18 protein-coding genes are annotated in these 25,409 nt (G+C 59.9%); 12 read left to right on the forward strand and 6 right to left on the reverse strand.

The window, feature by feature from the left end; translation table 11 throughout:
• Positions 1-239: 239 nt before the first annotated feature.
• Positions 240-1,904, forward strand: coding sequence for a Fic family protein (locus tag AC1D2R_RS06400; RefSeq protein ID WP_477965898.1), 1,665 nt, complete (start codon positions 240-242; stop codon positions 1,902-1,904).
• 505 nt (positions 1,905-2,409) lie between these two features.
• Here the strand turns inward: AC1D2R_RS06400 and AC1D2R_RS06405 are convergent.
• Positions 2,410-2,937 (reverse strand): TatD family hydrolase, encoded by a 528-nt coding sequence (locus AC1D2R_RS06405; protein ID WP_477965900.1) that lies wholly within the window; start codon positions 2,935-2,937, stop codon positions 2,410-2,412.
• Positions 2,938-3,028: 91 nt separating this feature from the next.
• Between AC1D2R_RS06405 and AC1D2R_RS06410 the strand changes: the two genes are divergently transcribed.
• The 6 genes from AC1D2R_RS06410 (at position 3,029) to AC1D2R_RS06435 (ending at position 10,102) form a co-directional block, all read left to right on the forward strand.
• The gene (locus AC1D2R_RS06410) at positions 3,029-3,955 is read left to right on the forward strand and encodes an ArsR/SmtB family transcription factor (protein ID WP_477965902.1); all 927 of its coding nucleotides are present in this window, start codon (positions 3,029-3,031) and stop codon (positions 3,953-3,955) included.
• 106 nt (positions 3,956-4,061) lie between these two features.
• The gene (gene arfA / locus AC1D2R_RS06415) at positions 4,062-5,573 is read left to right on the forward strand and encodes an arabinosylfuranosidase ArfA (protein WP_477965904.1); all 1,512 of its coding nucleotides are present in this window, start codon (positions 4,062-4,064) and stop codon (positions 5,571-5,573) included.
• Positions 5,574-5,819: 246 nt separating this feature from the next.
• Positions 5,820-6,920, forward strand: a complete 1,101-nt coding sequence (locus tag AC1D2R_RS06420) for an ABC transporter ATP-binding protein (protein ID WP_477965906.1) — start codon at positions 5,820-5,822, stop codon at positions 6,918-6,920.
• Positions 6,913-7,848 (forward strand): carbohydrate ABC transporter permease, encoded by a 936-nt coding sequence (locus tag AC1D2R_RS06425; RefSeq protein ID WP_477965908.1) that lies wholly within the window; start codon positions 6,913-6,915, stop codon positions 7,846-7,848. The genes AC1D2R_RS06420 and AC1D2R_RS06425 overlap by 8 nt, the downstream gene beginning before the upstream one ends.
• Positions 7,845-8,693 carry a carbohydrate ABC transporter permease gene (locus AC1D2R_RS06430; protein ID WP_477965910.1) on the forward strand — a complete coding sequence of 283 codons (849 nt, stop codon included), beginning with the start codon at positions 7,845-7,847 and terminating at the stop codon, positions 8,691-8,693. The genes AC1D2R_RS06425 and AC1D2R_RS06430 overlap by 4 nt, the downstream gene beginning before the upstream one ends.
• Positions 8,694-8,776: 83 nt before the next feature.
• Entirely contained in the window at positions 8,777-10,102 is a 1,326-nt protein-coding gene (locus tag AC1D2R_RS06435) for an ABC transporter substrate-binding protein (protein WP_477965912.1), read from the forward strand.
• Between the two features lie 199 nt (positions 10,103-10,301).
• Here the strand turns inward: AC1D2R_RS06435 and AC1D2R_RS06440 are convergent, their stop codons facing one another.
• The 5 genes from AC1D2R_RS06440 to bcsN are packed head-to-tail and all read right to left on the reverse strand — an operon-like array spanning position 10,302 to position 19,338.
• Positions 10,302-12,575, reverse strand: a complete 2,274-nt coding sequence (locus AC1D2R_RS06440; protein ID WP_477966064.1) for a cellulose synthase — start codon at positions 12,573-12,575, stop codon at positions 10,302-10,304.
• A complete protein-coding gene (locus AC1D2R_RS06445; protein ID WP_477965914.1) occupies positions 12,572-13,618 on the reverse strand; it encodes a family 8 glycosyl hydrolase in 1,047 nt (348 codons plus the stop codon). Before AC1D2R_RS06445 ends, AC1D2R_RS06440 begins: the two co-directional genes overlap by 4 nt.
• The gene (locus AC1D2R_RS06450) at positions 13,615-16,107 is read right to left on the reverse strand and encodes a cellulose biosynthesis cyclic di-GMP-binding regulatory protein BcsB (protein WP_477965916.1); all 2,493 of its coding nucleotides are present in this window, start codon (positions 16,105-16,107) and stop codon (positions 13,615-13,617) included. The genes AC1D2R_RS06445 and AC1D2R_RS06450 overlap by 4 nt, the downstream gene beginning before the upstream one ends.
• Positions 16,107-18,296 (reverse strand): UDP-forming cellulose synthase catalytic subunit, encoded by a 2,190-nt coding sequence (bcsA, locus tag AC1D2R_RS06455; RefSeq protein WP_477965918.1) that lies wholly within the window; start codon positions 18,294-18,296, stop codon positions 16,107-16,109. The genes AC1D2R_RS06450 and bcsA overlap by 1 nt, the downstream gene beginning before the upstream one ends.
• 58 nt (positions 18,297-18,354) lie before the next feature.
• Positions 18,355-19,338, reverse strand: coding sequence for a cellulose biosynthesis protein BcsN (gene bcsN / locus AC1D2R_RS06460; RefSeq protein ID WP_477966066.1), 984 nt, complete (start codon positions 19,336-19,338; stop codon positions 18,355-18,357).
• A 410-nt stretch (positions 19,339-19,748) separates the two neighbouring features.
• Between bcsN and AC1D2R_RS06465 the strand changes: the two genes are divergently transcribed.
• The 5 genes from AC1D2R_RS06465 to AC1D2R_RS06485 all read left to right on the forward strand — a co-directional run bounded on the left by AC1D2R_RS06465 (position 19,749) and on the right by AC1D2R_RS06485 (position 25,406).
• Positions 19,749-20,780 (forward strand): substrate-binding domain-containing protein, encoded by a 1,032-nt coding sequence (locus AC1D2R_RS06465; protein WP_477965920.1) that lies wholly within the window; start codon positions 19,749-19,751, stop codon positions 20,778-20,780.
• 65 nt (positions 20,781-20,845) lie between these two features.
• Positions 20,846-22,390, forward strand: a complete 1,545-nt coding sequence (locus tag AC1D2R_RS06470) for a sugar ABC transporter ATP-binding protein (protein ID WP_477965922.1) — start codon at positions 20,846-20,848, stop codon at positions 22,388-22,390.
• A 28-nt stretch (positions 22,391-22,418) separates the two neighbouring features.
• Positions 22,419-23,408, forward strand: a complete 990-nt coding sequence (locus AC1D2R_RS06475) for an ABC transporter permease (RefSeq protein WP_477965924.1) — start codon at positions 22,419-22,421, stop codon at positions 23,406-23,408.
• Between the two features lies 1 nt (position 23,409).
• Positions 23,410-24,414 (forward strand): sugar-binding transcriptional regulator, encoded by a 1,005-nt coding sequence (locus AC1D2R_RS06480; protein WP_477965926.1) that lies wholly within the window; start codon positions 23,410-23,412, stop codon positions 24,412-24,414.
• The gene (locus AC1D2R_RS06485) at positions 24,411-25,406 is read left to right on the forward strand and encodes an aldo/keto reductase (RefSeq protein WP_477965928.1); all 996 of its coding nucleotides are present in this window, start codon (positions 24,411-24,413) and stop codon (positions 25,404-25,406) included. Before AC1D2R_RS06480 ends, AC1D2R_RS06485 begins: the two co-directional genes overlap by 4 nt.
• The last annotated feature ends 3 nt before the right edge of the window (positions 25,407-25,409 follow it).

Here is a 25,409-nt window from a genome sequence, read left to right on the forward strand (position 1 = left end):
TGGGGCCTGAAAGAGAAGCTATTACAGACGCTTGTCGTAATGTCTCGTGAATCAACCTGAATAACATATTGTGAATCGACATATGAAATCCATTGTGAAGCGACGTAATAACTTATTGTTAATGGTCGTCTATAACCTATTGCGAGTCGACAGATAAAACATATTGTAAATAGACATACGTAAGTTATTGTAAATAAGCGGCGCTAAGTTATTGTGGCGTCTGAATGGAAGGAAACGCAATGAGCTTAGGTCGGAGCCACATCGTCCTCGCGGAAGCGCTTCAGGCACTAAAAGCCATAACTGACGTGAACACGTCAGCAGTCATCGAGTCAGGCGATATAGATGGCGAGCATCGCCGACAGCTTGTCGAAGCAGGATTCTTAGAGCTGATCATGCGCGGGTGGTACGCTATCTCCAAACCCGGGGCACGGCGCCGTGTCGAAACTATGTGGGGTAGTGTCTACTGGGACTTCGTCGCCCAATACCTGCGAAAACGCTTCAGAGAAGAATACTGGCTCGATGCCGTTGCATCGCTACGAATCCATGCCGAGAACCAAAAGGTTCCAGAGCAGCTCGTTGTTTGCGTCTCGACGGGAGTAAACGCAAAGGTCGAGCTTCCGAACAACACGTCTTTATATATCTACAGCACTACCAAGCCGATTTCCCCAACGGCGATTATTGAAAAGGGAGGTCTGCGGATGCTGTCTCCCGAGGCTGCTATTGCCAATCTGCCGGTTGCGACCTGGGCGGAAAATTCAACGGACGCTGCAGCCGTTCTCGGATCAATAAGGGGAGGCTCAATACTTCTCCGCGCAATTCTTGAGGACGGCAAGGTTGTGAAAGCAGGGGCGGTCGCTGGAGCTTTACGCCAGCTCGGGCGCGCAACGGATGCTGACGCGATCCTGTCTAGTTTGAAAGACGGAAAGCACAATGTCCGAGAGATCGCTCCGTTTGAAAAAACCATCGAGGCAAAGTTCGACGCACGTCGCCCGCCCAAGGCAGCCGCTACTCGCATTACCTTAATGTGGGAGCGGATGAGGTCGGGCGTGCTCTCTCACTTCACCCAGGAGTCGAAAAGAATAAACGACATCGACGGTTACCTGCGAGATATCGACGACCGATATGTATCTGACGCCTACAACTCGCTCAGCATTGAAGGCTATCAGGTCTCGGCCGAGCTAATCGAAAAGGTCAAGGCTGGTAGTTGGCAGCCCGAAATTAACGTCAGCGATTTCGACACCCAGAATGCTTTGGCAGCACGTGGCTATTGGCTCGCCTTTAATGAGGTGAAGGCCGACGTACGTCGCATTCTGCAGAACGAACCAACTGGGCCACTATTGTGGGATCGCCACCAGGAATGGTTCAAGGCGATGTTTCAGCCATTCGTCGATGCTAACATCCGAAAGCAATATGAACTGGCAGGATACCGAAACGGTCCTGTCTACCTGTTTGGCTCCGGTCATGTTCCGTATTCGCCGGACGCTGTTCTGGACGGGATGGAGGCTCTCTTTGAATGTATTGAAGAGGAAGACGATCCGCGCGTAGAGGCTGTGCTGGCCCCGTTCCTGTTCACTTACATCCATCCTTTCATGGATGGAAACGGTCGTAGCGCACGCTTCCTGATGAATTGTCTGTTGGCTGAAGGTGGTTATCCCTGGACCGTGATTCCTTACGCGCGAAGGGATGAGTACATGGGATGCCTTGAGGCCGCGAGTTCGAAAGAGGATATCGGGCCTCTTGCGGCTTTCATCGCCGAGTTGGTTGCCTCTCCTCCGCCGCCTCGTCCGTCCAAGTCAGCTTATCCACCACGCAAAGGACCAGTCCCGACTTCGGACAGTACGCCTGGCGTCGTAATCACTTCTGAACGACACAAAAGGGGCGGCGGCTCTTCCAAGCCTACGTGAATCGATGGGGCCCAGGAAAACATTGGGCGACATAGCTGCGGATGAGCTTCAGAAATCTGGCGGCGCGAACGTCGATTGGAATGTCGTTGAGGACCGAATGATCGCAGCAAGCCTTTCTTTGGATCAGTCGCCCAGTGACGTTGCGGAGACCCTGTGCTTATACAGCCCAGGCGCGGTAACGAAAGACGAGCAGGCTAAGGTGGCAGATCGTGTCGACCGCTTGGACGCAAGTTTGCAAAACTGTACGAAGATCGAATCGCGAGAGCCGTGATCCACCGCTCTCTCTAACAATGCTGGAGGCGACAAGGATCGCCCCAAGCATTGCCCGCTATCAATGCGGCTGTCGTTTCAAGCGACGCTGACGTAGTCAAGGCAACCCACGAGATCACCTAAATTATTCGAAGTTTCCTATCCGCGTCCCCAATCGAAAGCCCCCAAAGCTGTGCCCGGTTTGGGAGCATCCTATCGTCCGACGGCACCAGCGGTGAGTTATCTTCAGCGACCGTCAGTCTCTGTAAAGAGGCGGTTTTGGGCATTGCGGCAGGCAATTCTCTGCCTTTCCGACTCCGCAACATCGCCGGACCGACGCTGAGCCGCGAAAATGGACGGTAAGAATCTTGCCACCTTGAGCTTCCGCCTGGGTCAGGATGGTCGAGAGAACTTCAGTTTGCAGGTCCAGACCAGGTGTATGATCCGGCGATCCATCGATGCCGATTTCTCCAACGTACTTTGTCTGCGCAATCAACTTCCGGACGTCATCGACCTCCTTATACCGGGTTGCCACAAGTTCAGGATGCAGGCCGACCGCGACCTGAATGCGCTTCCGTCCTTTTGTCAGCCTTACGTTGCCCAGAAATGCCTTGGGCGTCGTAGTGACTGCGAGCACAGAAGCTTCGCGTTTGTCGGCCTCTGCGATGACCCGCCAAGGACTTCCTTGTTGCCGAACGGACGCACGGACCGGGAGGGTCAGGACATCGGTTAGAGAGCAATCTGCTTTGAAACTCTGGCACACGAACAAATGTGCGGGAGCCATCCAGCTTGGGTGACGGGCCACCGATTGAATAAATCAAATTTGTTGATATACAACAAAGATACGCATCCTTATCTTGCCCGATCGGAACCCTATGAGCCGCAGCTTTCTTGTCGTCGACCCCGAAGAGGGCATGCCTATTCTCAAGGGGCTGGCATCGCCGGCGAGGGTTTCCGTGTTGAAGCTGCTGCACGAAAAGGGGCCGCTGAATGTCAACGAGATCGCTGAGATCCTTGACTTGCCGCAATCCAGCGTCTCGACCAATGTGCAGATGCTGGAGGGGGCCGGGCTGATCCGAACGGAGACTCAGAAGGCCCGCAAGGGCAACCAGAAGGTTTGCCACAGCGTCTATGACGAGATCCTGGTTGTCTTCAAGAATGAAATCAAGGAAACCGAACCGGATGCGATCGAAGTGTCGATGCCGCTCGGGCTCTATACGAGCTTCGAAGTAACGGCCCCGTGCGGTCTCTGTTCGGTCGACGGCATCATCGGATTGCTCGATGTTCCCAATACGTTTTTCGATCCGGACCGGATGAAAACGGCACTGATCTGGTTCACCCGCGGCCATGTAGAGTATCAGTTTCCCAACAATGCGCGGCTGGCCAACACCAGCATTCGCGAGATCGAGTTCGTCATGGAGCTGAGTTCGGAAGTGCCCGGGACAAGCGCCGACTGGCCCTCCGACATCACGCTTACGGTCAACGGCACAGACATTGGAACATGGACGTCTCCGGGCGATTTCGGCGACAAACGCGGGGTTTTTACGCCGGATTGGTGGAAACTGAAGGGCTCGCAATATGGCAAGCTCAAGAATTTCCGCATCAATGACGACGGCGCTTTCGTCGACGGATTGCGCATTTCCGATGTCACACTCGCGGACCTCAAGCTCGACGAGCATCATTCGATCCGTTTGCGCATCGGTGTGCGTGACGACGCCAAGCATCCCGGCGGCATCAATATTTTCGGCCGCGGCTTCGGCAATTACGACCAGGATATCCTGTTGCGTCTGAAAACCCGCTGACTATATCCGGCTTTCTGAATTTTACCCTTGACCACGACGGGGCCTTCCGCTTTATTCATCTCAAATTGTGATACAAATCACAAAAGACGATATAGTGGAGGACATCATGAAGGCTGCGGTTACAGCGCACAGCAAGTATACGATCTCGGACATCGACCCGCGGCTCTATGGCTCGTTCATCGAGCATCTGGGCCGTGCCGTCTATACCGGCATCTACGAGCCCGATCATGCCACCGCCGACGAGAACGGCATGCGCAAGGATGTCATCGATCTCGTCAAGGAGCTCAATGTTCCAATCGTGCGCTATCCCGGCGGCAACTTCGTTTCGGCTTACAATTGGGAAGACGGCATCGGCCCGAAGGAGAGCCGTCCGACGCGTCTCGATCTTGCCTGGCACACGTCCGAGAGCAACCAGGTCGGCATGCATGAATTCGCCGACTGGTGTGTGTCTGCCAACACCGAGATGATGCTCGCCGTCAATCTCGGCTCGCGCGGGCTGGACGAGGCCCGAAATTTCCTCGAATATGTCAACCACCCCGGCGGCAGCGAATGGAGCGACAAGCGCGTCGCCAACGGCCGCGCCGAGCCTTGGGACGTAAAGCTCTGGTGCCTCGGCAACGAGATGGACGGCCCCTGGCAGATCGGCCACAAGACCGCCGACGAATACGGTCGCCTGGCGCACGAGACCGCAAAGGCGATGCGGGCGTTCGACAGCTCGCTAGAACTCGTCGTCTGCGGCTCGTCCAATGCCCACATGCCGACCTATCCCGAATGGGAAGCAACCGTTCTCGACCACACCTACAACGAGGTCGATTATATCTCGCTGCACATGTATTTTGAGAATCGCGCCAAAAACACGGCAAACTACCTTGCCCGCAGCATCGAGCTCGACAATTACATCGGCACGGTCGCCGGTGTCATCGACTACATCAAGGCGAAAAAACGCTCGACCAAGGACGTCTACATTTCTTTCGACGAATGGAACGTCTGGTATCATTCCAAGGAGCGCGACAAGGCGACGCTGGCCGGCGCCAACGGCTGGCCGCATGCCCCGGCACTCCTAGAAGACGACTATAATTTCGAGGACGTGCTGCAGGTCGGCTGCATCCTCAACACCTTCATCAACCGAGCCGATGTGGTCAAGATCGCCTGCCTCGCGCAGCTCGTGAACGTCATCGCGCCGATCATGACCGCGCCGGGCGGCGATGCATGGCGCCAGACCATCTTCTACCCCTACTATTTTGCCTCGGTCTTCGGTCGTGGCACGGCGCTGAAGCTGATGGTGGACAGCCCGAGCTACAAGGTCGACGATCTCGGCGATGTACCCTATCTAGACGTCTCCGCCGTCCACGATGCGGACAGGAGGGCGGTGACATTCTTCATCGTCAATCGGCACGGCACCGAATCCCTCGACCTCGACGCCAGCCTGCTGGAGTTCGGAGCGCTCAAGATCGTCGACGATCAGGTGATCGCACATGCCGATCTCACCATCACCAACACCGCCGAGAAACCCGACAATGTCGTGCCTCACAAGGCTGACGACGCGTCGTTTGCGGGCGGAAAGCTCAGCGCAAAAATCGCACCGCTCTCCTACCGGATGATCCGGTTGCAGGCTTGATATTTAAATCAAGAAAGCTGATGCATATCAAAGATATGTTGACATCGCAATTGTATGATTTAACGTCAGCGCACCGGTTTTGACGTGCCACTGGGAGGAAAAGATGGGAGCCACCGCTTCTGTTTTGGCACTACCACTGACTGAAGGGGCCCCGTTTGTCAAAACGGGCGTCAACTCGGTCGAGATAGGCCAGCCACGTGTCCATATCGGCTTTTCGGGTTCTGACTGCAGCATGGGAGCAGTCGGATGACGGCCTTTATCGAAATCCACAATGTCAGCAAGCGTTTCGGTTCGATGACCGTCCTCGACGGCCTTTCGCTGTCGATCAACGCCAATGAGTTCATGGTTTTCCTCGGGCCTTCGGGTTGCGGGAAATCGACCCTGCTTCGGATGATTGCCGGCCTCGAAAGCGTCGACGAGGGAACCATCTCGATCAACGGCGAGCGCATCGACACGCTGCCGCCCGGACAGCGCGACATCGCCATGGTATTCCAGAGCTATGCGCTGTATCCGCACATGACGGTTGCCGACAACATGGCGTTCGGCTTGCGCAATATCAACATTCCCGCAGGCGTCATTTCCGCCCGTGTTGCGGAAGCGGCCCGCATGCTCGAGATCGGCCATCTCCTGGAGCGCAAGCCCGGCCAGCTCTCGGGCGGCCAGCGGCAACGCGTCGCGATCGGGCGCGCCATCGTCAAGGAGCCGAAGGCTTTCCTCTTCGACGAGCCGCTGTCGAACCTCGATGCGGCTTTGCGTGTTCGCACCCGGGTAGAACTCGCCCAGCTTCGCAATCGCGTCAAATCGACAATGATTTTCGTCACGCACGACCAGATCGAGGCGATGACGCTGGCCGATCGCATCGTGGTCATGAACAACCGCAAGATCGAGCAGATCGGATCTCCGATGGAGATCTATTCCCGTCCGGCCAGCCGCTTCGTCGCCACCTTCGTCGGTTCCCCAACCATGAACTTTCTGCAGGTCGGTCTGTCGGAGCAGAACGGTTTCCTCCGCGCCAGCCTGCCTGATGGCGTAGAATTGCAGACTGCAATCCGTGCAGCCGGCGTCAAAGGCAGCGAGCACGCGCTCGGCATCCGCGCCGAGGCGGTGAAACTGGCAAACGGCGTTCCGGCAACGACGACGGGCAAGGTTGACGTGCTCGAGCGCCTCGGCGACCGCACGCTTCTCTATACGCGCCTCAAGGACGGCAGCACGGTCGTGGCCGAAGACATCGGCAACAGTCGTGTTGCGATCGGCGACGAGGTGGGGCTGGCGCTCGACGGCACCCGCACACATCTTTTCAATGCCGAAGGCAGCGCCTGGCACAACGAGGAGCCGGGGCATGGCTGAGGCGACCCTGTCCGGCACCCGTTCGAGCGCCAAGGCCGCCGCGCGGCAGACAGTACAGAACATCAATGCGCCGCTCTGGCGTAACGCCCTCTTTGTCGCGCCCTACCTGTTTTTCTTCGTCACCCTGCTGGTTGTACCGCTGTTCTGGGGCATCTGGCTCAGCCTCCACAAGGCCGATGCCTTCGGCACTGGGCGCTTCGTCGGCATCGACAACTATCTGCGCCTCTTCCGCGACAAGATTTTCATCCAGGTTGTCGGCAACACCTTCTATTTCGTCTTTCTGACGGTGCCGGCGCTGGCCGTCCTGGGGCTTTTGCTGGCACTGGCGTTGAACCGGAAGACGAAGACGGCGACGGTGCTGCGCACAATCTATTTCTCTTCGTCGGTCCTGTCGGTGACGATCGTCACGCTGATCTGGCGCATCGTCTTCATCGGAAATTTCGGATTGCTCGCCACGGTCTACGGCTGGTTCGGCGCAACCTCGCCGGCCTTCCTTTCAGATCCGAAGCTTGCGATGATCGGCATAGCCATCGCCACCATCTGGTGGTGCATCGGTCTGCCAATGATGCTTTTCCTTTCGGCGCTGCAACAGGTGCCGGCGGAGATCTACGAGGCGGCAGCACTCGACAATGCCAGCCGCTGGCGCACGCTTTGGCACATCACCTTGCCATCGATCCGGCGAACCTTCGTCCTCGTTCTCATCATTCAGGTCGTGCTGCAGTTCCAGCTCTTCGGTCAGTCCAAGCTGATGACGCTCGGCGGTCCGAATAACGTCTCCAAACCGATCGTTTTCTACATCTACGAAGCCGCCTTTACCAAATGGGACCTCGGGCTGGGTGCTGCAGCCTCGGAAGTTCTGTTCGTCCTGATCCTGATTGCTGCCATGGCGCAGTACTTCATCTCGCGCCGCAAAGGAGAAGAAGGATGAGCGCTTCCGGTGGCAACATGGTCGGTCGTTCGACCGGCGATCGCGTGATCCTGTTCCTCGCCATTCTCTGCGCGCTGATCATGATGGCGCCAGTGGTCTGGGTGGTCGGGCTCTCGCTGAAGGACAACAAGGAGCTAATGGCGGATATGAACTCCGTCTTCCATGCGCCTTACACGATCAACAACTACATCAATATCCTGGCGACTTCGTCGGTCTTCCGCTGGATTCTGAACAGCGTCATCGTCTCAGGCGGCCTGACCATCATGACGCTTGTTCTCTCGTCGCTCGCCGGATACGGCTTCGCCCGACTGAATTTTCCGTTCCGCAATGCGCTTTTCATCATCGTTCTGCTCGGACTTGCCGTGCCCGAACAGGCGGTCCTGATCGCGCGTCACCAGCTCTTCAGCTGGCTGAAATTTCACAACACCTATCATGGTCTGATCCTGCCAGGTCTGTCCGCTCCGTTTGGCGTGTTCCTGATGACGCAATATTTCCGCGCCATTCCGAAGGAGCTCGACGAGGCAGCGCTGCTCGACAACGCCAGCCGCTTCAAGATCTTCTGGAAGGTGCTGCTGCCTCTCACGGTGCCTGCGCAGGCCACGCTCGGCATCTTTACCTTCCTTGGCGCCTGGAACGATTACTTCTGGCCGCTGATCTCGGGCACGAAGAAGGAAATGTATACGCTGACGATCGGGATTGCCTCGACGCAGACCAACTTCGCGCAATCGGAAGGCCTCGGCTTCCTGATGTCGCAGGCGGTCTTTGCAGGCGCGCCGATCCTCATTCTCTACCTGTTTTTCCAGAAATACATCGTGACGGCAGTCTCCGGCGCCGCCGTGCGCTGAGGCTGAAGGACGATGACGTCGCAACCGGCTCCCGGGGAGGGGGCTTAAGCCAGGGGTCGAGGACCCGAAGAGGAGGAGTTGGAATGACGCATACCTTGAGGAAATACATGCTGGCGGCGGCCTCGGTGATCGCCCTCGCCGGTGCGACGCCGGCCTTTGCGGCCACCGAACTCACCGTCCAGCGCTTTTTTGGCGCCTGTGACGCGGATTTCGGCACCAACACCGATGTCAGCAAAGCTGTCGGCGAGTGCGGCATCATCACCTCGCTCATCAACAAGTTCAATGCTGACAATCCTGATGTGCATGTCACCGTCACGACCGTTGAGTGGCCGGGCTATGACCAGCTGACGGCGCAGTTCGCAGCCGGCGATCCGCCTGACATCGTCACCATCCATCAGTCGGTGCTTGCTGACTATCAGTCGAAGGGCCTGATCATGCCGCTCGACGACGTGCTGAAGGCCGTCGGCGTCGCGTCTTCCGACTTCACCGATGCCAGCCTGGGCGGCGTGACCAAGGAAGGCAAGATCTACGGCCTTCCGATCGACAACTGGACCATGCTTTACCACATCAACATGGACCTCTTCAAAAAAGCCGAGCTCGTCAACGCCGACGGCACGCCGAAGCTGCCCACCAGCCCGGACGAGCTTCTGGCACAGGCCAAGCAGTTCAAGGAAAAGACGGGCAAGCCGTACTTCGTCCAGAACCTTGCAAACGAGGTCGCGCTCTATACCCGCAATCTCTACACTTACCTCTTCCAGCAGGATTCCAACTTCTTCGCCAATCCGAAGCAGGTGAAGCTGAATACGCCGGAGGCCAAGAAGGTTCTCGAGATGTACAAGGCGATCTATGACAACGGCGACACCACCAAGGACCTGGATTACGCCGCTGGCATCAACGCTTTCCTCTCCGGCGAAGGCGGGGTCCATCTGAACGGTACGTGGGTGATCGGGGACTATACAGCCTCGTCCGAGACCGCCGGTACGGCGTTGAACAAGGGCGGCTATGCCGTCTATCCCTACCCGCAGCTCTTCGGCGGCAAGAAGGCACAGTATGCGGACGGCCACAGCTGGGCAGTGTCGCAGAAGGACCGCAAGCCTGAGGAAACGGCTGCCATCGGCAAGTTCCTGAAGTTCTTCCACGACAACGACTTCGACTGGTCGCGCACCGGCCACCTGCCGGCAGTCAAGGCTGTGTTGGCGTCCGCCGAGTTCAAGGCCCTGCCGCATCGTGACACGATTTCTGCCATTGCCACGCTGGGCACGCCGCTGCCCGCGACCGTGCAGCGCCAGTTCGCGATCCAGGACATTATCGGCCAGGAAATGAGCGCTGCCATCACCGGTCAGAAGGAAGTCGACGCAGCTCTCGCCGACATGGAATCGCGCATCAACGAGTTGCTTGCCAATATCTAAGGCTCACACTCTCTCCGAGCCGAAGTGCAGATGCCCGCCGCTGGTCTCGCGGTGGGCATTTTCGTTGTTGCGAGGCTGGATGCTTCCGGCCGCCTTGGATGGGACTGTCACGGTCCGGAGTCTGCGGCCACGGCATCACAAGCGAAGGCCAATTATGCCTCGCAATGCGAACGCCCTCGCTACGGTGGGGTAACCTAGTCTAGTACTTGGAGTCCGGATGGGTGGCACTCTTCAGATCGGCAAGACCACGATTTGCATCCTTGTTTCCCGTGGCCGCTGCCGCGTTGAAAATGCGCTCGGCGTCGCCATACATCTGCAGGTTCAGGTAGCAGTAGCCACGGAGAACCATGAGATCGATGCGCTCCTGCTGCAGCTGCGCTCGCTGGTCGAGATAGACGAGCGTCTCGCGGAAGCGCTTGGCACCAAAGGCGGCAAGCGCGCGATCGGAAAGAATGGCGACCTGGAGTTCCGCGGCGCGCTGGCGGCTTTGTGGCGCTTTCGTCGCGGCAACAGCGGCGTTATTGGAAAGTCCGGCACGCAGGTAGGCAAGGCTCTGCCCATAGGCCGCATCCTCGCGAACCTTGCGGGCGGGACTGGCAAGCGCCGCCTCGAAAGCCTCGACAGCCTCCATTGGGCGGTTGAGATCCATCAGGCACCAGCCACGGGTGAGTGCGCTCGCGGGTTCCAGAAGCTGGGCGTTGACCGTCGTCGAGCATCCGCGCGACTGGCGGGCACCGCGGCGAACGGTAACGGTCTGCATCGCCGACTTGGCGGGCTCAGCTGGCGGGGACGCGACAACGTCAGCAGCCTGGCTCTGCGCCTGCAGCTGTGCTGCCGTGCCGGGAGATGGGAAAGTATTGGGGGTGAGAGGCTTCAGGGAGGCAGTTTCTCCGAGCTCTGCGATGCGCGTCGAACGCCCCGCCCAGAGGCGCTGGACCTCCGCGACGCCCTTGCGGTCATTGAGCTGCTCGCGGGTAATGGCGAGCCCATAGGCCGACGGTTCGTCGTCCGGTTTCCAGCGCAACGCCGTCTCGAACCACCGCGCGGCGGTCTGCGGCTGATTGAGGGAGCGTGCATACCAGCCGAACTGCTGTGCTGTCGGCACATATTTCTGGGCGATGACTTCAGCCGCGACGCGTCCAAGCACGTCCTCGCCGATGTTCGCCGGCGGCTGCAGTGCCATCAGATTGGCCGTTGCCGCGAGATAGGTGGCGGTTGCGTCCGGGGAGGCGGCGCGCCATTTGTACATGACTTCCTCCGCTTCCTGCTCCTTCTTTTGCGCGATCAGTGCCAGCGCCAGCCCCTGGGAGGCGCTTGCCGAGTCCTCTTTGACGCGAGCCGCACGAAACCACTTTTCAGCGTCCGTATAGTTTTCGCGACGCAGATTGTACCAGCCAAGCAGCAGACTGTCGGAGGCGATCCCTTGCGTTTCGGCCAGGTGCTGCACCTGCGTGATATAGTCGGGCGCGATTGCCAGGTCGGGATTGCCGTTTCCGGCAGCAACGAAGCTGCGGGCAAGGTCATTGCGAATGCTGTCGAATTCGCGGCCGCCGTTGCCATCGGGACGCTCGAGCGCCAGGAGAATTTGCATCGGCGCGTATGGCAGCAAGCCGGAGGCCTTCTGTATTGTCGCAAGGCGCTCCTGCGGGTTCGTGCAGCTCTTCAGGATGTAGGCATAGGCGTCCTGCGCGCGATCGGGACGCTCGGTCCGGACGAAGGCTTCCGCGACGCGCCATAGAACGTCGATATCGCTGCAGGTGAGCAGGCTCGGCGTGTCGGCCCCGATCTGCACAACGGTGGCATACTGTTTCAGGTTCGAGGCATTGACCAGCCGCGCCCGCGCTTCGGCGACATCGAGGCGATCGAGGAGATCTGCGGGTGGTTGCCAGGCGGTGTCGGCCGCCTGACGATCGGCGATCGCCTTTCGCACTTCCGCGTAGCGTCCTTCCGCATAGAGCTGCCACATCGATTCGAGCTGCTTGTCGCCGCCCTGCGGGATGGCGAGCGGATCGGCAGGCGGCACCCAGTCCGGATAGAGTGCCTGCAGACGCGAGATTTCCGCCTGAAGCCGCGCTTTGTCCCCTCGGCTCGCAAAATAACGCAGCGCGCTCTCGTCGACCTTAGGCTGAGGGGCTGGCTGCGTCGACGCGGGTTGCGCTGGAGGCGACTGCGTTGCTTGCGCGATAGCGGCTGGCGACGAGGGCGCCGCTTCGCTTGGCGATCGTTCTCCGAGTGTAGCGGGGGCAGCCGCAACGGCCTGAATGCGGTCCGCCACGGACTGCAGGTCGAAAGCCGGCCTGTTGGGCAAGGGGTCAGGGCCGCCTGTGATGCGCCCCATCAACAACAACTGTGGCGTCGAATGGCTTGGAGCCCCGAAACCCAACGCCTCTTGCAGGGCCGCGCGATCCTTCAGCGCAGTGACAAGGCCCGCCACCACGATCGCAACCGACACTGCAACGACAGAGGATTTCAAAGACACTCTGGATGTTTCTCCCCGACAAAGGCCAACCCCAGAAGCTGAAGGGTGGACGGATAGTAGAGCGACGGCGCGAACTGCCGGGACGATGCGGGAAGCTTCGTTCCATATGTTACACAGGCCACAACATCGTTAACAATTCGATAACCAGCATCCGGAAGCGACTGCTTTGGCTTGCCGGTCTTCAGGTCGATGGTCGCTGGCGCGCCGTCTTCGGCAGTCATTCCCGACTGCAATCGTAGCAGCAGCGCCTTGTCCGAAACTCCCGCGCGGGCAAGATAGAGCGGAATACGAATTGCATTGTAGCCAAACTCGGCATCGAAGCCTTCGGCAGGTGTCGGCTGATGATTGAGGCTCACCCAATCGGCCGGCAGCTTGCGCGGACCGAACTGCAGCGACTGCAACAGCGACAATCCGTCATCCGACAATGCCTGCCATTCGTCGGACGGCGCCAGAAGGGCCATGACGGGGATCGCTTCATAGACCCAGTACGAAGGATTGATCACCGGGCCATCGTCGCGTTCAGGCGCATTGAATCCTTCGACGCCAGGCAGGAGCACGGTACGACCGCCGGCTTCTACGATGGCGTGCGCCAGCAGCGCGTCTGCGATCTTCGCTGCGGCCTTCAGATAGGACTGGTTGTTCCAGGCCGAGCCCGCAAGCGCGAGCGCGTAGGCGATCAGCAAGTCGCCGTCGGACGCGTTGTTGGTGTCGCTCACATGCGGGCTGACGGCTGGATCCCATTTCCAGACGGCAAGGCCATCGTCGCGCAGCAGCAGTTCGGTGCGGGTGAAGTACCAGATCTGCTCGAAATCGGACGGGCTGTTGGCAAGATATGCCAGCAGCATCCCGTAGCCTTGCCCCTCGCTGTGGCTGATGCCGCCGTTGCCGTCATCGACGATGCGACCGCTCGCATCCAGGAATTTTGCCTTGTAGGCACTCCACGCTTGCGGATCGATCGCGGCTGCCTGTGCTGAAAGCGGGCATAAGGCAAGCAGGGCGACCCCGGCGGCCGCAACGATGTTTCGCCACCTGCTCATTTGTGCCTGCCCAGTCGTGCGAGCATGCTCGCTGTCGTCACGCCGATCAGCAGAGAAAGACCAACCAAAAGGACGGCATAGGACAGAATGTTGGTCGACAGCCAGTTTGCCGCGATCAGGCGGTAGTTGGCGAATGTCGCCTGTTCTGCACCGATGAAGTCGAAACGAGTGACGGGCACCGTTTCGATCTTGCCAGTGGCCGCGGAGTATGTGGTGACGTGACCGGCGATCTGCGGCCAGTTCACATGCGCCGTCACGGCGTTAGCCCCTTCTCGAAGGTCCTTTGCCGATGGTGCGGCGGCAATCGTCCATGTCGAACCGCCCGACGTGCCCGTTCCCTGGGCGAGCATGAAGCTGTTGGCGTTCGACGGCGTAAACAGCGCTTCCGCCCCTGGAATGAACTGCAGGGAGCTCAGCGAGATATCGAAGTTCCGTCGCAGCCATTCCTGGAAAGACGTGATCTGGCCGCGCCAGACGCCACCGCTGACCTTGGAGCGCCATTGGTCGAACATCACGTTGGTTTCGGTCGGGGTGGTCTGCGTCGCGGCGAGTGGCCGCCAGGTTGCCTGGCTGGTGGTAGCGATGTTCAGCTGCGACAAGACACCCTGGGGCATCTGCGAGATAGAACCGATGAAGATGGCATCGCGCTCGCCGATCGCGGCTGGCGATGCTGCGGGCTCAATGTCGATTGGACGTCCCGCAACGAGTGCCATCTGGCCAAGCAGCGTTGCCGTGGCCGAAAGAGTGTCCGCATCCACCCGGTCGATGAAGAGCGGGGTCGGCTGCGCGGCGCGGCTATAGGGATAGCCGGTCCCTGCAAGCGCGGCAAGATTGGGCCGCTGGCCGACGCGGGCGAAGTCGGGCATCTGGAATTCGCTGGTATCGAAGAGAGCGAAACGCGGTCCGGCGCCCGCCGTGGTACCGGGAACACAGAGCTCGTCCTCCTTTGTCAGCAGGATTGCTTCGAGCGAGACGGTGTTGAGCCCGGGCTTGAAATGCCGCATCGTCACACGAATGGGCAGGTGCCGGAAGATGCCCCCACCGGTCGAGGTGATCGGCAAGGTGGAGGCGATGTTGCCGTTGACATAGATATCGACGTGGCTGCCCGGCAGAACCGTCTGGGTGTAGGCCGCGTCAAGCAGGACCGTCGCCTCGCCATAGGCGTTGGCGTAGAAATCCGCGGGCACGGCGACATTGAAGCTGGTCCGAAAACGCCGCCCCGAGAACTCCGTCGACTTCACGCCCAGCTGCGAAAAGGACAGCGTCCTCGCCGAAAAGATCATCGGTGCATCCGGCGCGCTCCATCTCTGGGTGGCGAGTGCGTCGCGACGGATCGTTGGGGCTCGGTCCGTCGTCGACACGATCGTATCGATCGCTGTCGAAATCGCTGGCCACGAGGGGCCGGTCACCAGGAGAACCGGCGCGCCGGATCGCGGGTCGGTCGCAAACGTCGCGAACGGGGCTGTTTGCGCCGCCGCCGGCACGGGAAACAAGGGTTGCAATTCGCTCGGCGTTCCCACAACGACGGTCATTTTTCCCGGGCTTGAGGAAGGCAGGGAATCTGTCGTGAACGAGAAGGTCTGGTTTGGCATGCCGGCCAAGACGGCAAGACCCTGCGCCAATCTCAAAAGCGGTTTCGTCGTGCCTGGCTGTTCAAGCGCCGGCACGGCAAAATTGAACTCGGTCCGGCCGGCGCCATCGACGCCCACGGCGCGGATAGCATCCGTACTGGAGAACTTGGCGGCCTCCTGACCGGCAAATTTCAAGAAGGTCTCGGAGGGAGCAATATCCGACCAGAGTTCGTAGGTTGACTGGACAGTGCAATCGGTGCGGTGCCGATGCGTCGCTTCGATTGTCAGCAGATTTGCGCCCGGCTGCAGAAGCCGCGCCGGTACGGGGAAAGAAACGTTCGTGGGACCGTCCGGCGAGCCGACCGGCTGCTCGCCGATGATCCTGTTGTTGACGAGAATGGCGAGCTGGGAAGCCTCGGGCGCAACGACAATGGCATTCTGATATGCGAAATTGAACGTAGCGGGGGCCGCAGCCTGCTCAGGCGTCAGATACACCGACCACGACCTGCGGTCATACTCGCCGTCAAGTCCAAGCTTCGGGAACGGTATGACGTACCGGCGAGAGAGGTCGCCTGCCATGGGGTTGGCCGGTTGTTCCGTCGCGGTTTGCTGTGGCGGACGGGACAAAACCGGCGGTGCGGTTGGCTGTATCGGCTGGGCGGGCGCAACCGTTTGACGCTGGGGCGTTGCCGGGTCCATCGAAAACGGCGCCAGAGGAGGGGGGGGCTCACCGGTTATCGCGGGCGCGGATGGGGTCGCAGGGGCCGCCGGTGCAGGAGTTGCAGGAAGTGTCAAACGCGGAACGACGGTTCGCGTCTCCGTCGAGCGTTCCCCTGACATGTCGAACGGTGCCGTCTGGGCATTGGCGAAAGCCGATGCGCTGAGACAAAAAGCAAGTACAGAGGCGACTATCTTCATCAGCCGTTCGCCTTTGCGGCTTGCCGCTGCGCTTCACGCTCCGGCCGCATGCTGCGGAAGAAGTAAACCAGGCCTCGGCTTGTCTGGTAGAGCGATAGCCCGACAAACCAGATCGTCCCGCGGATAAGTCCGGGATTGCGCCGGCGTCCTTCCTGGAACTGCGTCCATTGAGCGGAATTGGCAAACATCAGATCGGCAATCAGACGATGATCAAGCGCGCTCTTCGGGACATACTGGCAGCCCACGGCCAACAGACCTTCGGAGGGTTGAATGTTGCGCACGATCAGCGGCAGGGTTTCGGTCTCGGCGCCGCTATAGGGCTGGAAGCGGATTTCGCCTTTGCCACCGACCAGTGCCGCGTCCAGCTGCTTTTCGAAAACGTGCAGGCGGGCACCGTGCACAGAGACGTCCTCGATGGAAGCCAGATGCCATTTGCCGTTGATGCCGAACTCGCAGCGGCGGTTGACGCGAACGCGTCGCGACGATGCCCGCTCGCCGCGTTCGGAAACGACGCCGAGCGCACAACCGGCCATGATCAGGTTGATGACGTTCCATCCGCCGACGACAAGCGTGACGTCGGCCTTGTAGGGTTCAGTATAGATACGGAAGATGGTAACGGCGAGCGCGACGACCTGCACGGCAAAGATGACGAAGAACGGCCGACTGATTTCCGACAGTCGGCTGACGGCAATCGACTCGTCCTTGGCGGTCACCTTGAAGGTCGGTTTTCGCGGGTTGAGCATGACCGAAATGACGGCGGGGAGCAGGTGCACGGTCTGCACGTACTCGTAGAGTTCGGAGATCCACGGCCAGCGGAACGAGCCGTAGAGGTAGTTCTGCATCATCAGGTTCACGAGCATGTAGGCGAGCGTGTAGGCGAGGAATTCGCCGCCTGAGGCCGTGAAGATCTCGAGATCGAAGAACAGGTAGAACAGCGGCGCAAACAGGAATACCGTGCGCGGGAAGGGAAATAGCCAGAACAGCGTCGAGGACATATAGCAAAGGCGTTGCGGGATGGTCAGTCCGCGCTTCAGGAGCGGAAAGCGGAAGCGCAGGATCTGCATCATGCCCTGCGCCCACCGGCTGCGCTGGCCGATGAAGCTGGCAAATGTCGCGGGCTGAAGTCCGGCGATCAGCGGCTTGTCGACATAGATGCTGTTCCAGCCGGCGCCATGTAGAGCGAGAGCGGTTTCGCAGTCCTCGGTGATGCTGATTCCGCTGAATCCCTTTTGCGATTCCAGCGCCTTGCGGCTGAGAACGGCGGCCGATCCGCAGAAGAAGGCGGCATTCCATTTGTCGAGACCGCGCTGGATGATTCCATAGAACATTTCGTTCTCGCTCGGCATCTTGTCGAAGGTGCGCAGGTTGCGTTCGAGCGGATCCGGGTTGATGAAGAAGTGCGGCGTCTGGACGAGGAAGAGTTTCGGATCGTCGTCGAAATAGCCCACGGTCTCGAGGAGGAAGTCGCGCGCCGGCGCATGGTCTGCGTCGAAGACGGCGATCAGTTCGCCGGAGGAGTGCTTCATGCCATTGTTGAGGTTGCCGGCCTTTGCATGCTCGTTGCGGTCTCGCGTCAGATAGCGGACGCTGATGTCCTCGCACAGCTGCTTGAGCTCGTTGTGGCGAGCGACCGCGACCTGCGCCTCGAGCAGTTTGTTGGAGTTGCGCTTCTGCAGCGTCCCGCCGTCGTCGAGAAGCCATACGTGCAGCTTGTCGGCGGGGTAATCCATTGCCTTGGCTGCCGACAATGTATTGGCGAGAAGGTGGGAATCCTCGTTGTAGGAGGGAACGAAGACATCGACATGCGGGAAGTGGTCCAGTTTCGATGCGCGAGATGCGCGCGGCGGGAGCGGAGTCGCCACGATAAACAGGCTGAGGGCCAGCATTGCCACGCTGTACATTTCCGCGAGGTAGAGCAGCAGCCCAGGAATGAAGTTCTCAGGCTGATTGAGCGGCGGCAGCGTGCTGGTGGTGCGCCAGTAGACGTAGCGCAACACGATCGATGTTCCGAAGGCGAGCGCGATCAAACGCCAGATGCCTTCGCCCTTCAACCCCTTGATGACCGCCATGAACGCGACCACGGTGATGCTGGCGATAAGCTGGGTCTGCAGACTGACAGGCAAGGTGATCAATACGATCACGCAGAGCGAAACCACGGCCCATATCAAGATGCTTCGGGCTTTATGCATCGGCGTCCCTTCGAAGGCATTGAACCGGGCGCCGCGCGGCAATCCGGCCTGTGGTCATCTATCTCCGGCAGGCGGCCGTCATGGCCGCGTCGCCTATGCAGTCCGGCGACGGCACCGTTACGCCGCTTGCCGTCATCGCTTGCAGTTGGGCAGGCGCCGCCATCGCAACGGGGGTAGTCCCCGCATCGGCTGGCTGTTCACCTTCGGTCATATCAGGACCCGGCACACGTGGGCCGACCGCTTGCGGCAAGGCTGCCGGCGCCGGCGCTCGTACAACCGCCTGGCGCGCTGGTGCCGGGCCAAGCGCAACCGGCGACGGTTCGTAGCCGATTGCCATGGGCGAATTGCGATATTGGCCTTCGTCCGGATAGATCGGGTTGCCCGGGCGCCCAAGCGTGGGATCGGCGCCCTGCGTCGTGCCGAAGGGATTCCAGATCTCGCCGTTCAACGTTCCGACAACGGTATAGCCGTAGACGATGCCGAGAAGCTGGCGCTCTGTCGCGCGCGCGTCGCAAAGGCGCAGGCGAACCTGAATCATCCCGAAATTGCGTGCCTGTGTCTGCGCCGAGCGGCTGGAGCGGATCTGCTGCCAGGCATAGATGCAGGCATCCCCCGCACGGCTTCTGCCGGAAGCGTAGCCGAACGGACCGTAGCTGTTTTGCAGGAAGGTCGCGGACCTCACCATTGGCACGCCGGGGACGGCTGCGAACATCTCGCGCGACAGTCCGCTTTCGCTGAACATTTTGTAAGGCGCATTGCCGGCGCCGGGATTGGCGCCGCTGCCCCCGAGAAACTGCACCTTCAGAGAATTCTGACCGGGTACCGATGACGAGGTGAAAAGCGAAATCGTCTGGTCCACGCCGTTGCCGCGCCTGTGCTCCACGACACTGACGATCGATGGGCCACCGGGCGGCGGCAGCGCAAGCGCCTGCTCGCTTGCCACAGTCTGGGCGCCATTCGGCAGCCTGACGTTGCCCGTAGATGTGCAACCGGCAGCAAGACCTGCTAGCCCGACAAGGGCTATCAATCTTAGCACATGCATGTTGTCGACCGCCGCAATCGTCTTCCTCGCATCCAACGCAAATTTCGCGTCGAGCTCTCGAATCAATGACCACCACGGGTCGCTAATGATTGTAAACGATGGATATGGTTAAGCGATCGTTAATAATTTGGGCGGTCAACAGGCTGCGGCGGAATCGCAATCATTGCTGCTCGCCGGTTGCATCGACAGCCGCATAGCTTTTCCAGGTGGCAGCGCCCGCGACGCCCAGTCAATGGAACAAGAACAGCTGCAATGTGAAATATATTTCATGGTGTGAATTATATTGACAACGGTCTTTTCCGGAGGTTAGTTGTGCTCACCGGAGTTCGAGGAGGAAGCCGGTTTCACGAACAAGGCGCAATCCGCGCCATCCGTCTTTTGGGAGGGGGCTTCGGCCTCGAGGAGGAACTTTGCGCAATTTTCTAAGCACAACCGCATTGGCCGTTTTGGCCGCCGCAGCAATGATGTCGCCGGCAGCGGCTGCAGAAACGGAAAATCCGTTTCGTTGCAAGCCAGGCGAAAAATACGTCATGAACGTCATGGTCTCGGGCGTGGAATACTGGTTCCCGGTGTATGAGATGTTCAAGCAGGCAGGCCAGCAGCTCGGATGCGAAACCGCCTATACCGGCACGCCGGAATATGACGTCAACAAGCAGATCGCCACCTTCGACCAGGCGCTTGCACAGAACCCGGCAGGCATCCTCGTTCATCCGATGAACTCGGACCCTTTCATTGAGCCTATCAATCGCGCGATCGATCAGGGCACGGCCGTCGTCACCTTCGCGGCGGACTCGCCGCTGTCCAAGCGTATCTCCTTCATCACGTCGGACAATACCCGCGAGGGCACCTACGCCGCCGATGCCATTGCAAAGAAGCTTGGCGGCAAGGGCGAATACGCGGTTCTGGAAAATCCGGGACAGGACAATCACGACAAGCGCATCTCGGCTTTCATCGCGCGGATGGAAGAAAAGTACCCGGAGATGAAGCTCGTCGGCAGGGCAGCGTCCAACCAGGACCCGAACAAGGCCTATCAAGGTCTGATGAGCTTGGTCCAGGCGCATCCCGGCCTCAACGCCGTATTCATGCCGGAAGCAAACTCGGCGATCGGTGCGGCTCAGGCCAACAAGGAAAGCGGCGGCAAAATCCTTGTCATGTGCGCTGACGTCAACGCCAACATCCTCGACATGATCAAGGCCGGCGAAGTGTTCGGTTCCATCAATCCGAACCAGGGCATGCAGGGCTACATGGGCTTCATGATGCTGTGGCTTGCCAAGCATCCGGAACTGATCGACCCGATGAACGATGCCAAGCGTTCGGGCTTCAACCCGATGAGCATTCCCTTCGTCGACAACGGCCTGTCGATCGTGACGGCTGCCAATGCCGATGACTTCTACTGGGACAAGTATCTCAAGCGCCGGGGTACGAAGGGCATCGAGGAGTAAGCTTTGAAGTGCGGCTGTCCGGGGACCCCGGACAGCCGATCAGAAGCGTGGAAATGGAGGGGATGATGGTGCAAGCGCCGGTTCTTGAGATACGCAATATCAGCAAGCGCTTTGGCGCCATCACGGCGTTGACGGATGTGGGTTTCAGCCTTCAAAAAGGCGAAGTTCATGCGCTCTGCGGCGAAAACGGCGCCGGCAAATCGACGCTGATGAACATCATCGCGGGTGTGCTGCAGCCGAACGAAGGTGAGATTTTGGTCGATGGCGCGCCCGTCAAGATCGCCTCGCCCGCCGTTGCCCAGTCCCTCGGCATCGGGCTGGTCCACCAGGAAATCGCGCTCTGCCCGGATGCGACCGTTGCCGAGAACATGTTCATGGCGACGACGAACCGCCGGCGGTCGCCTTTCATGAATTATGCCAGGTTGGAACGGGATGCGCAGGCGGTCATCAACCGCCTTGCACCCATCGATGTTCGCCAGAAGGTTGGCGATCTGCCGATTTCCAGCCAGCAGCTTGTGGAGATTGCCAAGGCGCTGACGCTCGACTGCCGCGTTCTGATCTTCGACGAGCCGACGGCGGCCCTGACGGAGGCAGAAGCGCAGGTGCTGTTCGGCATCATCAACGATCTGAAGGCCCACGGGATCTCGATCGTCTATATCAGCCATCGCATGGCGGAGATTTTCAGTCTCTGCGATCGCGTCACGGTCTTCAGAGACGGACGCTATGTTTCGACGGAGAACGTCTCCGATCTGACGCCTGACGACGTGGTGCGTCGTATGGTCGGCCGCGAAATCACCCAGCTTTATCCCGAAAAGCAACCGGAAGCCGAGCGTACGAGCGAAACCGTTCTCTCTGTTCGCGATCTTGGCGACGGTGCCCGTTTTCAAGGCGTCAGCTTCGAACTCCGCAAGGGCGAGATCCTCGGGATCGGCGGCCTGATCGGCTCCGGTCGCACGGAAATCGCAGAAGGCATCTGCGGGTTGCGTCATGCCACCGAAGGCGAAGTTCTGTTGAACGGAAGCGCACTTCGCGTCTCGTCCTATGCAGAAGCGGTGCGCGCCGGCGTGGTCTATCTGTCCGAGGACCGCAAGGGCTCCGGCGTTTTTCTCGACCTGTCGATCGCTCAGAATATCGCCGTGCTCGATCTCAAGAAGCTCACCGGTCGATTTGGGATGTTGAATGCCAAGGCTGAGGCCGATCGGGCAAGCGAGCTGGCACGCCGTCTTGGTGTTCGCATGGGGGGCATCGACATGCCGGTCTCGTCGCTCTCGGGCGGCAACCAGCAGAAGGTCGCCATCGCCAAGCAACTGGCGGTCAACCCGAAGGTCATCCTCATGGACGAGCCGACGCGGGGCATCGACGTCGGCGCGAAATCGGAAATTCATCGCCTGCTGCGTGATCTTGCGCAGTCCGGCATCGGCATCGTCGTCATTTCCTCGGAACTTCCGGAGCTTCTTGGTCTTTGCGACCGGGCGATCGTCATTCGCGAAGGAGAGGTTGCCGGGGAAGTCGGAGGCGATGCGATGACCGAGGAAGCCATCATGAGGCTCGCGTCCGGCATTGGCGCGCGACAGCAAAACACATCGAAGGCATCAGGGCATGCCGTCTGAAGAAAAAGCAGGGACCGGAGACAAGGCCATGACAGATCACGCATTGGCGATGACGAAGGAGCGCGCTCCTTCCTGGAAAAGACTGGGGACGATGCGGGAAGCGGGTCTGATCGCGATCATACTTGCGCTCTGCATCCTGATGAGCTTTGCCTCGCCGCATTTCCTGACGCTCGGCAATTTCAGGGCGATGCTGATGTCATTCTCGGTCGAGGGGATCGTTGTCGTCGGCATGACGATCCTTTTGATCGTCGGAGGCATCGATCTGTCGGTCGGGTCCGTTGTCTGCTTCTCGATGGTATTGTCCGGATCGCTGTTCCTCCTGGGGCTCGACCCATGGAGCGCCTCGCTGATCGGCATTCTCGCCAGTGCATTGATCGGTTGCGTCATGGGCTTCTTCGTCACGGTCATCGGGCTCAACCACTTCATCACCTCACTTGCCGCGATGGTCATCGTGCGCGGAGTCTGCCTGATCATCACGAAGGGAACGCCGCTCTCGCTGTTCACGCTGCCGCCCTCCTTCAAGGCGGTGGGACAGGGCACGCTCTATGGAATTCCCTATGTCATCCTGATCTTCCTCGGTGTGGTCGTCGTCTTCGACTTCCTGTTGCGCCGGGCAACGGCCTTCCGCAAGGTCTTCTATACGGGCAGCAACGAGAAGGCTGCACTCTATTCCGGGATCAAGACGAACCAGGTGAAATTCTGGGTAACCGTCCTCTGTGCCACGCTGTCGGGCCTTGCCGGCGTTATCTACATGTCGCGCTTCGGCGCTGCGACCCCCACCTTCGGCGTCGGCATGGAGCTCAACATCATTGCGGCGGCTGTCATCGGCGGCGCATCGCTGAGCGGCGGCTCGGGTACGATCCTTGGCGCTATCCTGGGTATGGCACTGCTTTCGGTGGTCACCAGCTCGCTGATTCTGCTTGATGTCTCCGTCTATTGGCAGGATATGATCAAGGGCTGCATCCTCCTTGCCGCCGTTTCGATCGATCATTTCCTGCACAAGCGGAAGGCTGCTTGACATGCCGATTGTCAGACCGAAATCCCTTTCTGCGCCGCGCGAGGAAATCGTCGTCGCGCGCCAGATGCACCAAGCGCTGGTCCTGCATTTTCTGGAAGGGCTGACGCAATCGCAGATCGCCGATCAGCTCGGCATCTCTCATGCCACCGTCAACAGACTGATCAAGCGCGGCCGCCAGTTGGGCCTTGTAGAAATCAAGATCAAGTCTCCCGTCGAGCCGCTGGTGGACATGGAGGAGCAGCTTCTTGCGCTCGGCGGCATCAGCCGCGCGGTTGTCGTGCCGACCGTGTCCGACAACCCGCAGACTGCATTGCAATCTGTCGGTGAGGCTGCCGCGCGTCTTCTCCTCGAGCAGATTGCCGATGGCGACACCATCTGTATTACGGGCGGCAAGGGCGTCAGCGCCGTCGTTGCCGGCCTTCAGGCGCCACGTCGCTTCGACGTCGAGGTCATCCCGGCAACGGGATGCGTCCAGGGCAAGCACTACACCGATGTAAACCACGTCTCGACGATGATGGCCGACCGGCTCGGCGGACGCTCGTTCCAGATCCACGCCCCGCTTTTTGCCGACAGTGCGGCCGAACGCACAATGTTGATCAACATGCGCTCGGTGGAAGACGTCTTCAAGCGGGGGCGCGAGGCCAAGATTGCGGTCGTGGGCATCGGCTCCATCCTGTCGGACGACTCCAGCTATTACGACCTGCATCCGTCGTCGAGCACGGATCGTGTCGCAATCGAGCGCTCCGGCGCCTCATGCGAACTTCTCGCCCATCTGCTCGATGACCAGGGCCAGGTCTGCGACTACAGCCTCAATCGCTCGCTGGTGTCGCTGACCCTTGCCGAATTCGCTTCGATCCCGATGAAAATCGGTGTGGCAAGCGGACCAAACAAAGCCGGCCCCATCCTGAGTGTCATGCGCGGTCATCACCTCGATACGCTGGTTACGGATGAAGCAACCGGCGCACGCGTTCTCGCGCTGGCAAATGACAAGGGATATCGGGCATGAGCGGGCAACAGTTGATGCGCAGCATCGGCACATCAGGTATCACCGCCTCAGCGGTAGGCCTGGGAACCTGGGCCATCGGCGGCTGGATGTGGGGCGGCACGGATGAGGCCGGTTCGATCGCCGCGATCCAGGCATCGCTCGACGCCGGCGTGACACTGATAGACACCGCGCCTGCCTATGGGCTCGGCCGGTCCGAGGAGATCGTTGGAAAGGCGCTTGTCGGACGTCGTGACAAGGCTGTCATCGCCACCAAGTGCGGTCTCGTGTGGCATAGCCAGAAAGGCCGGCATTTCTTTGATCAGGACGGCAAGCCGGTTCACCGGTATCTCGGCCGCGATGCCATCTTCCACGAGATCGAAGAGAGCCTGCGGCGCCTCGGCACAGACTACATCGATCTTTACATCACCCACTGGCAGGATCCCACCACCCCGGTCGAGGAGACGATGCGAGCGCTTGAAGACCTTAAGACCTCCGGGAAGATCCGGACGATCGGTGCGAGCAATGTCAGCCCCGCCGACCTCGAAGCGTATATTTCGGTGGGCGGTCTCGATGCCATCCAGGAGCGCTTCAGCATGATCGACCGGGAGGTCGAGGCCGATCTCCTGCCGTTGACGGCAACAAGCGGCATTTCGACGCTAAGCTATTCCTCCCTCGCACTCGGCTTGCTGTCGGGGGCGGTCGGACCGGACCGGGTCTTTGCCGGCGACGATCAGCGGCGGGAAAACCCACGGTTCTCGGTGGCCAACCGCGGGAAAGCAACGGCTTTCGCCAACGCTATAAGGCCGGTTGCAGATAAGCACGCCGCCAGCATCGCGCAGACAGTCATCGCCTGGACGCTTCAACAGCCCGGCATCACCTTTGCTCTTTGCGGTGCGCGCAATCCCGCGCAGGCATTGGACAATGCCCGAGCCGGCACCATCCGGCTCGACGCGGACGATCATCGAGCCATCAATGCCGCCATCTCGGCGAAACTGACTGATATGGACAGGTAGCGG

This window comes from Rhizobium sp. P1_C7, assembly GCF_056406295.1.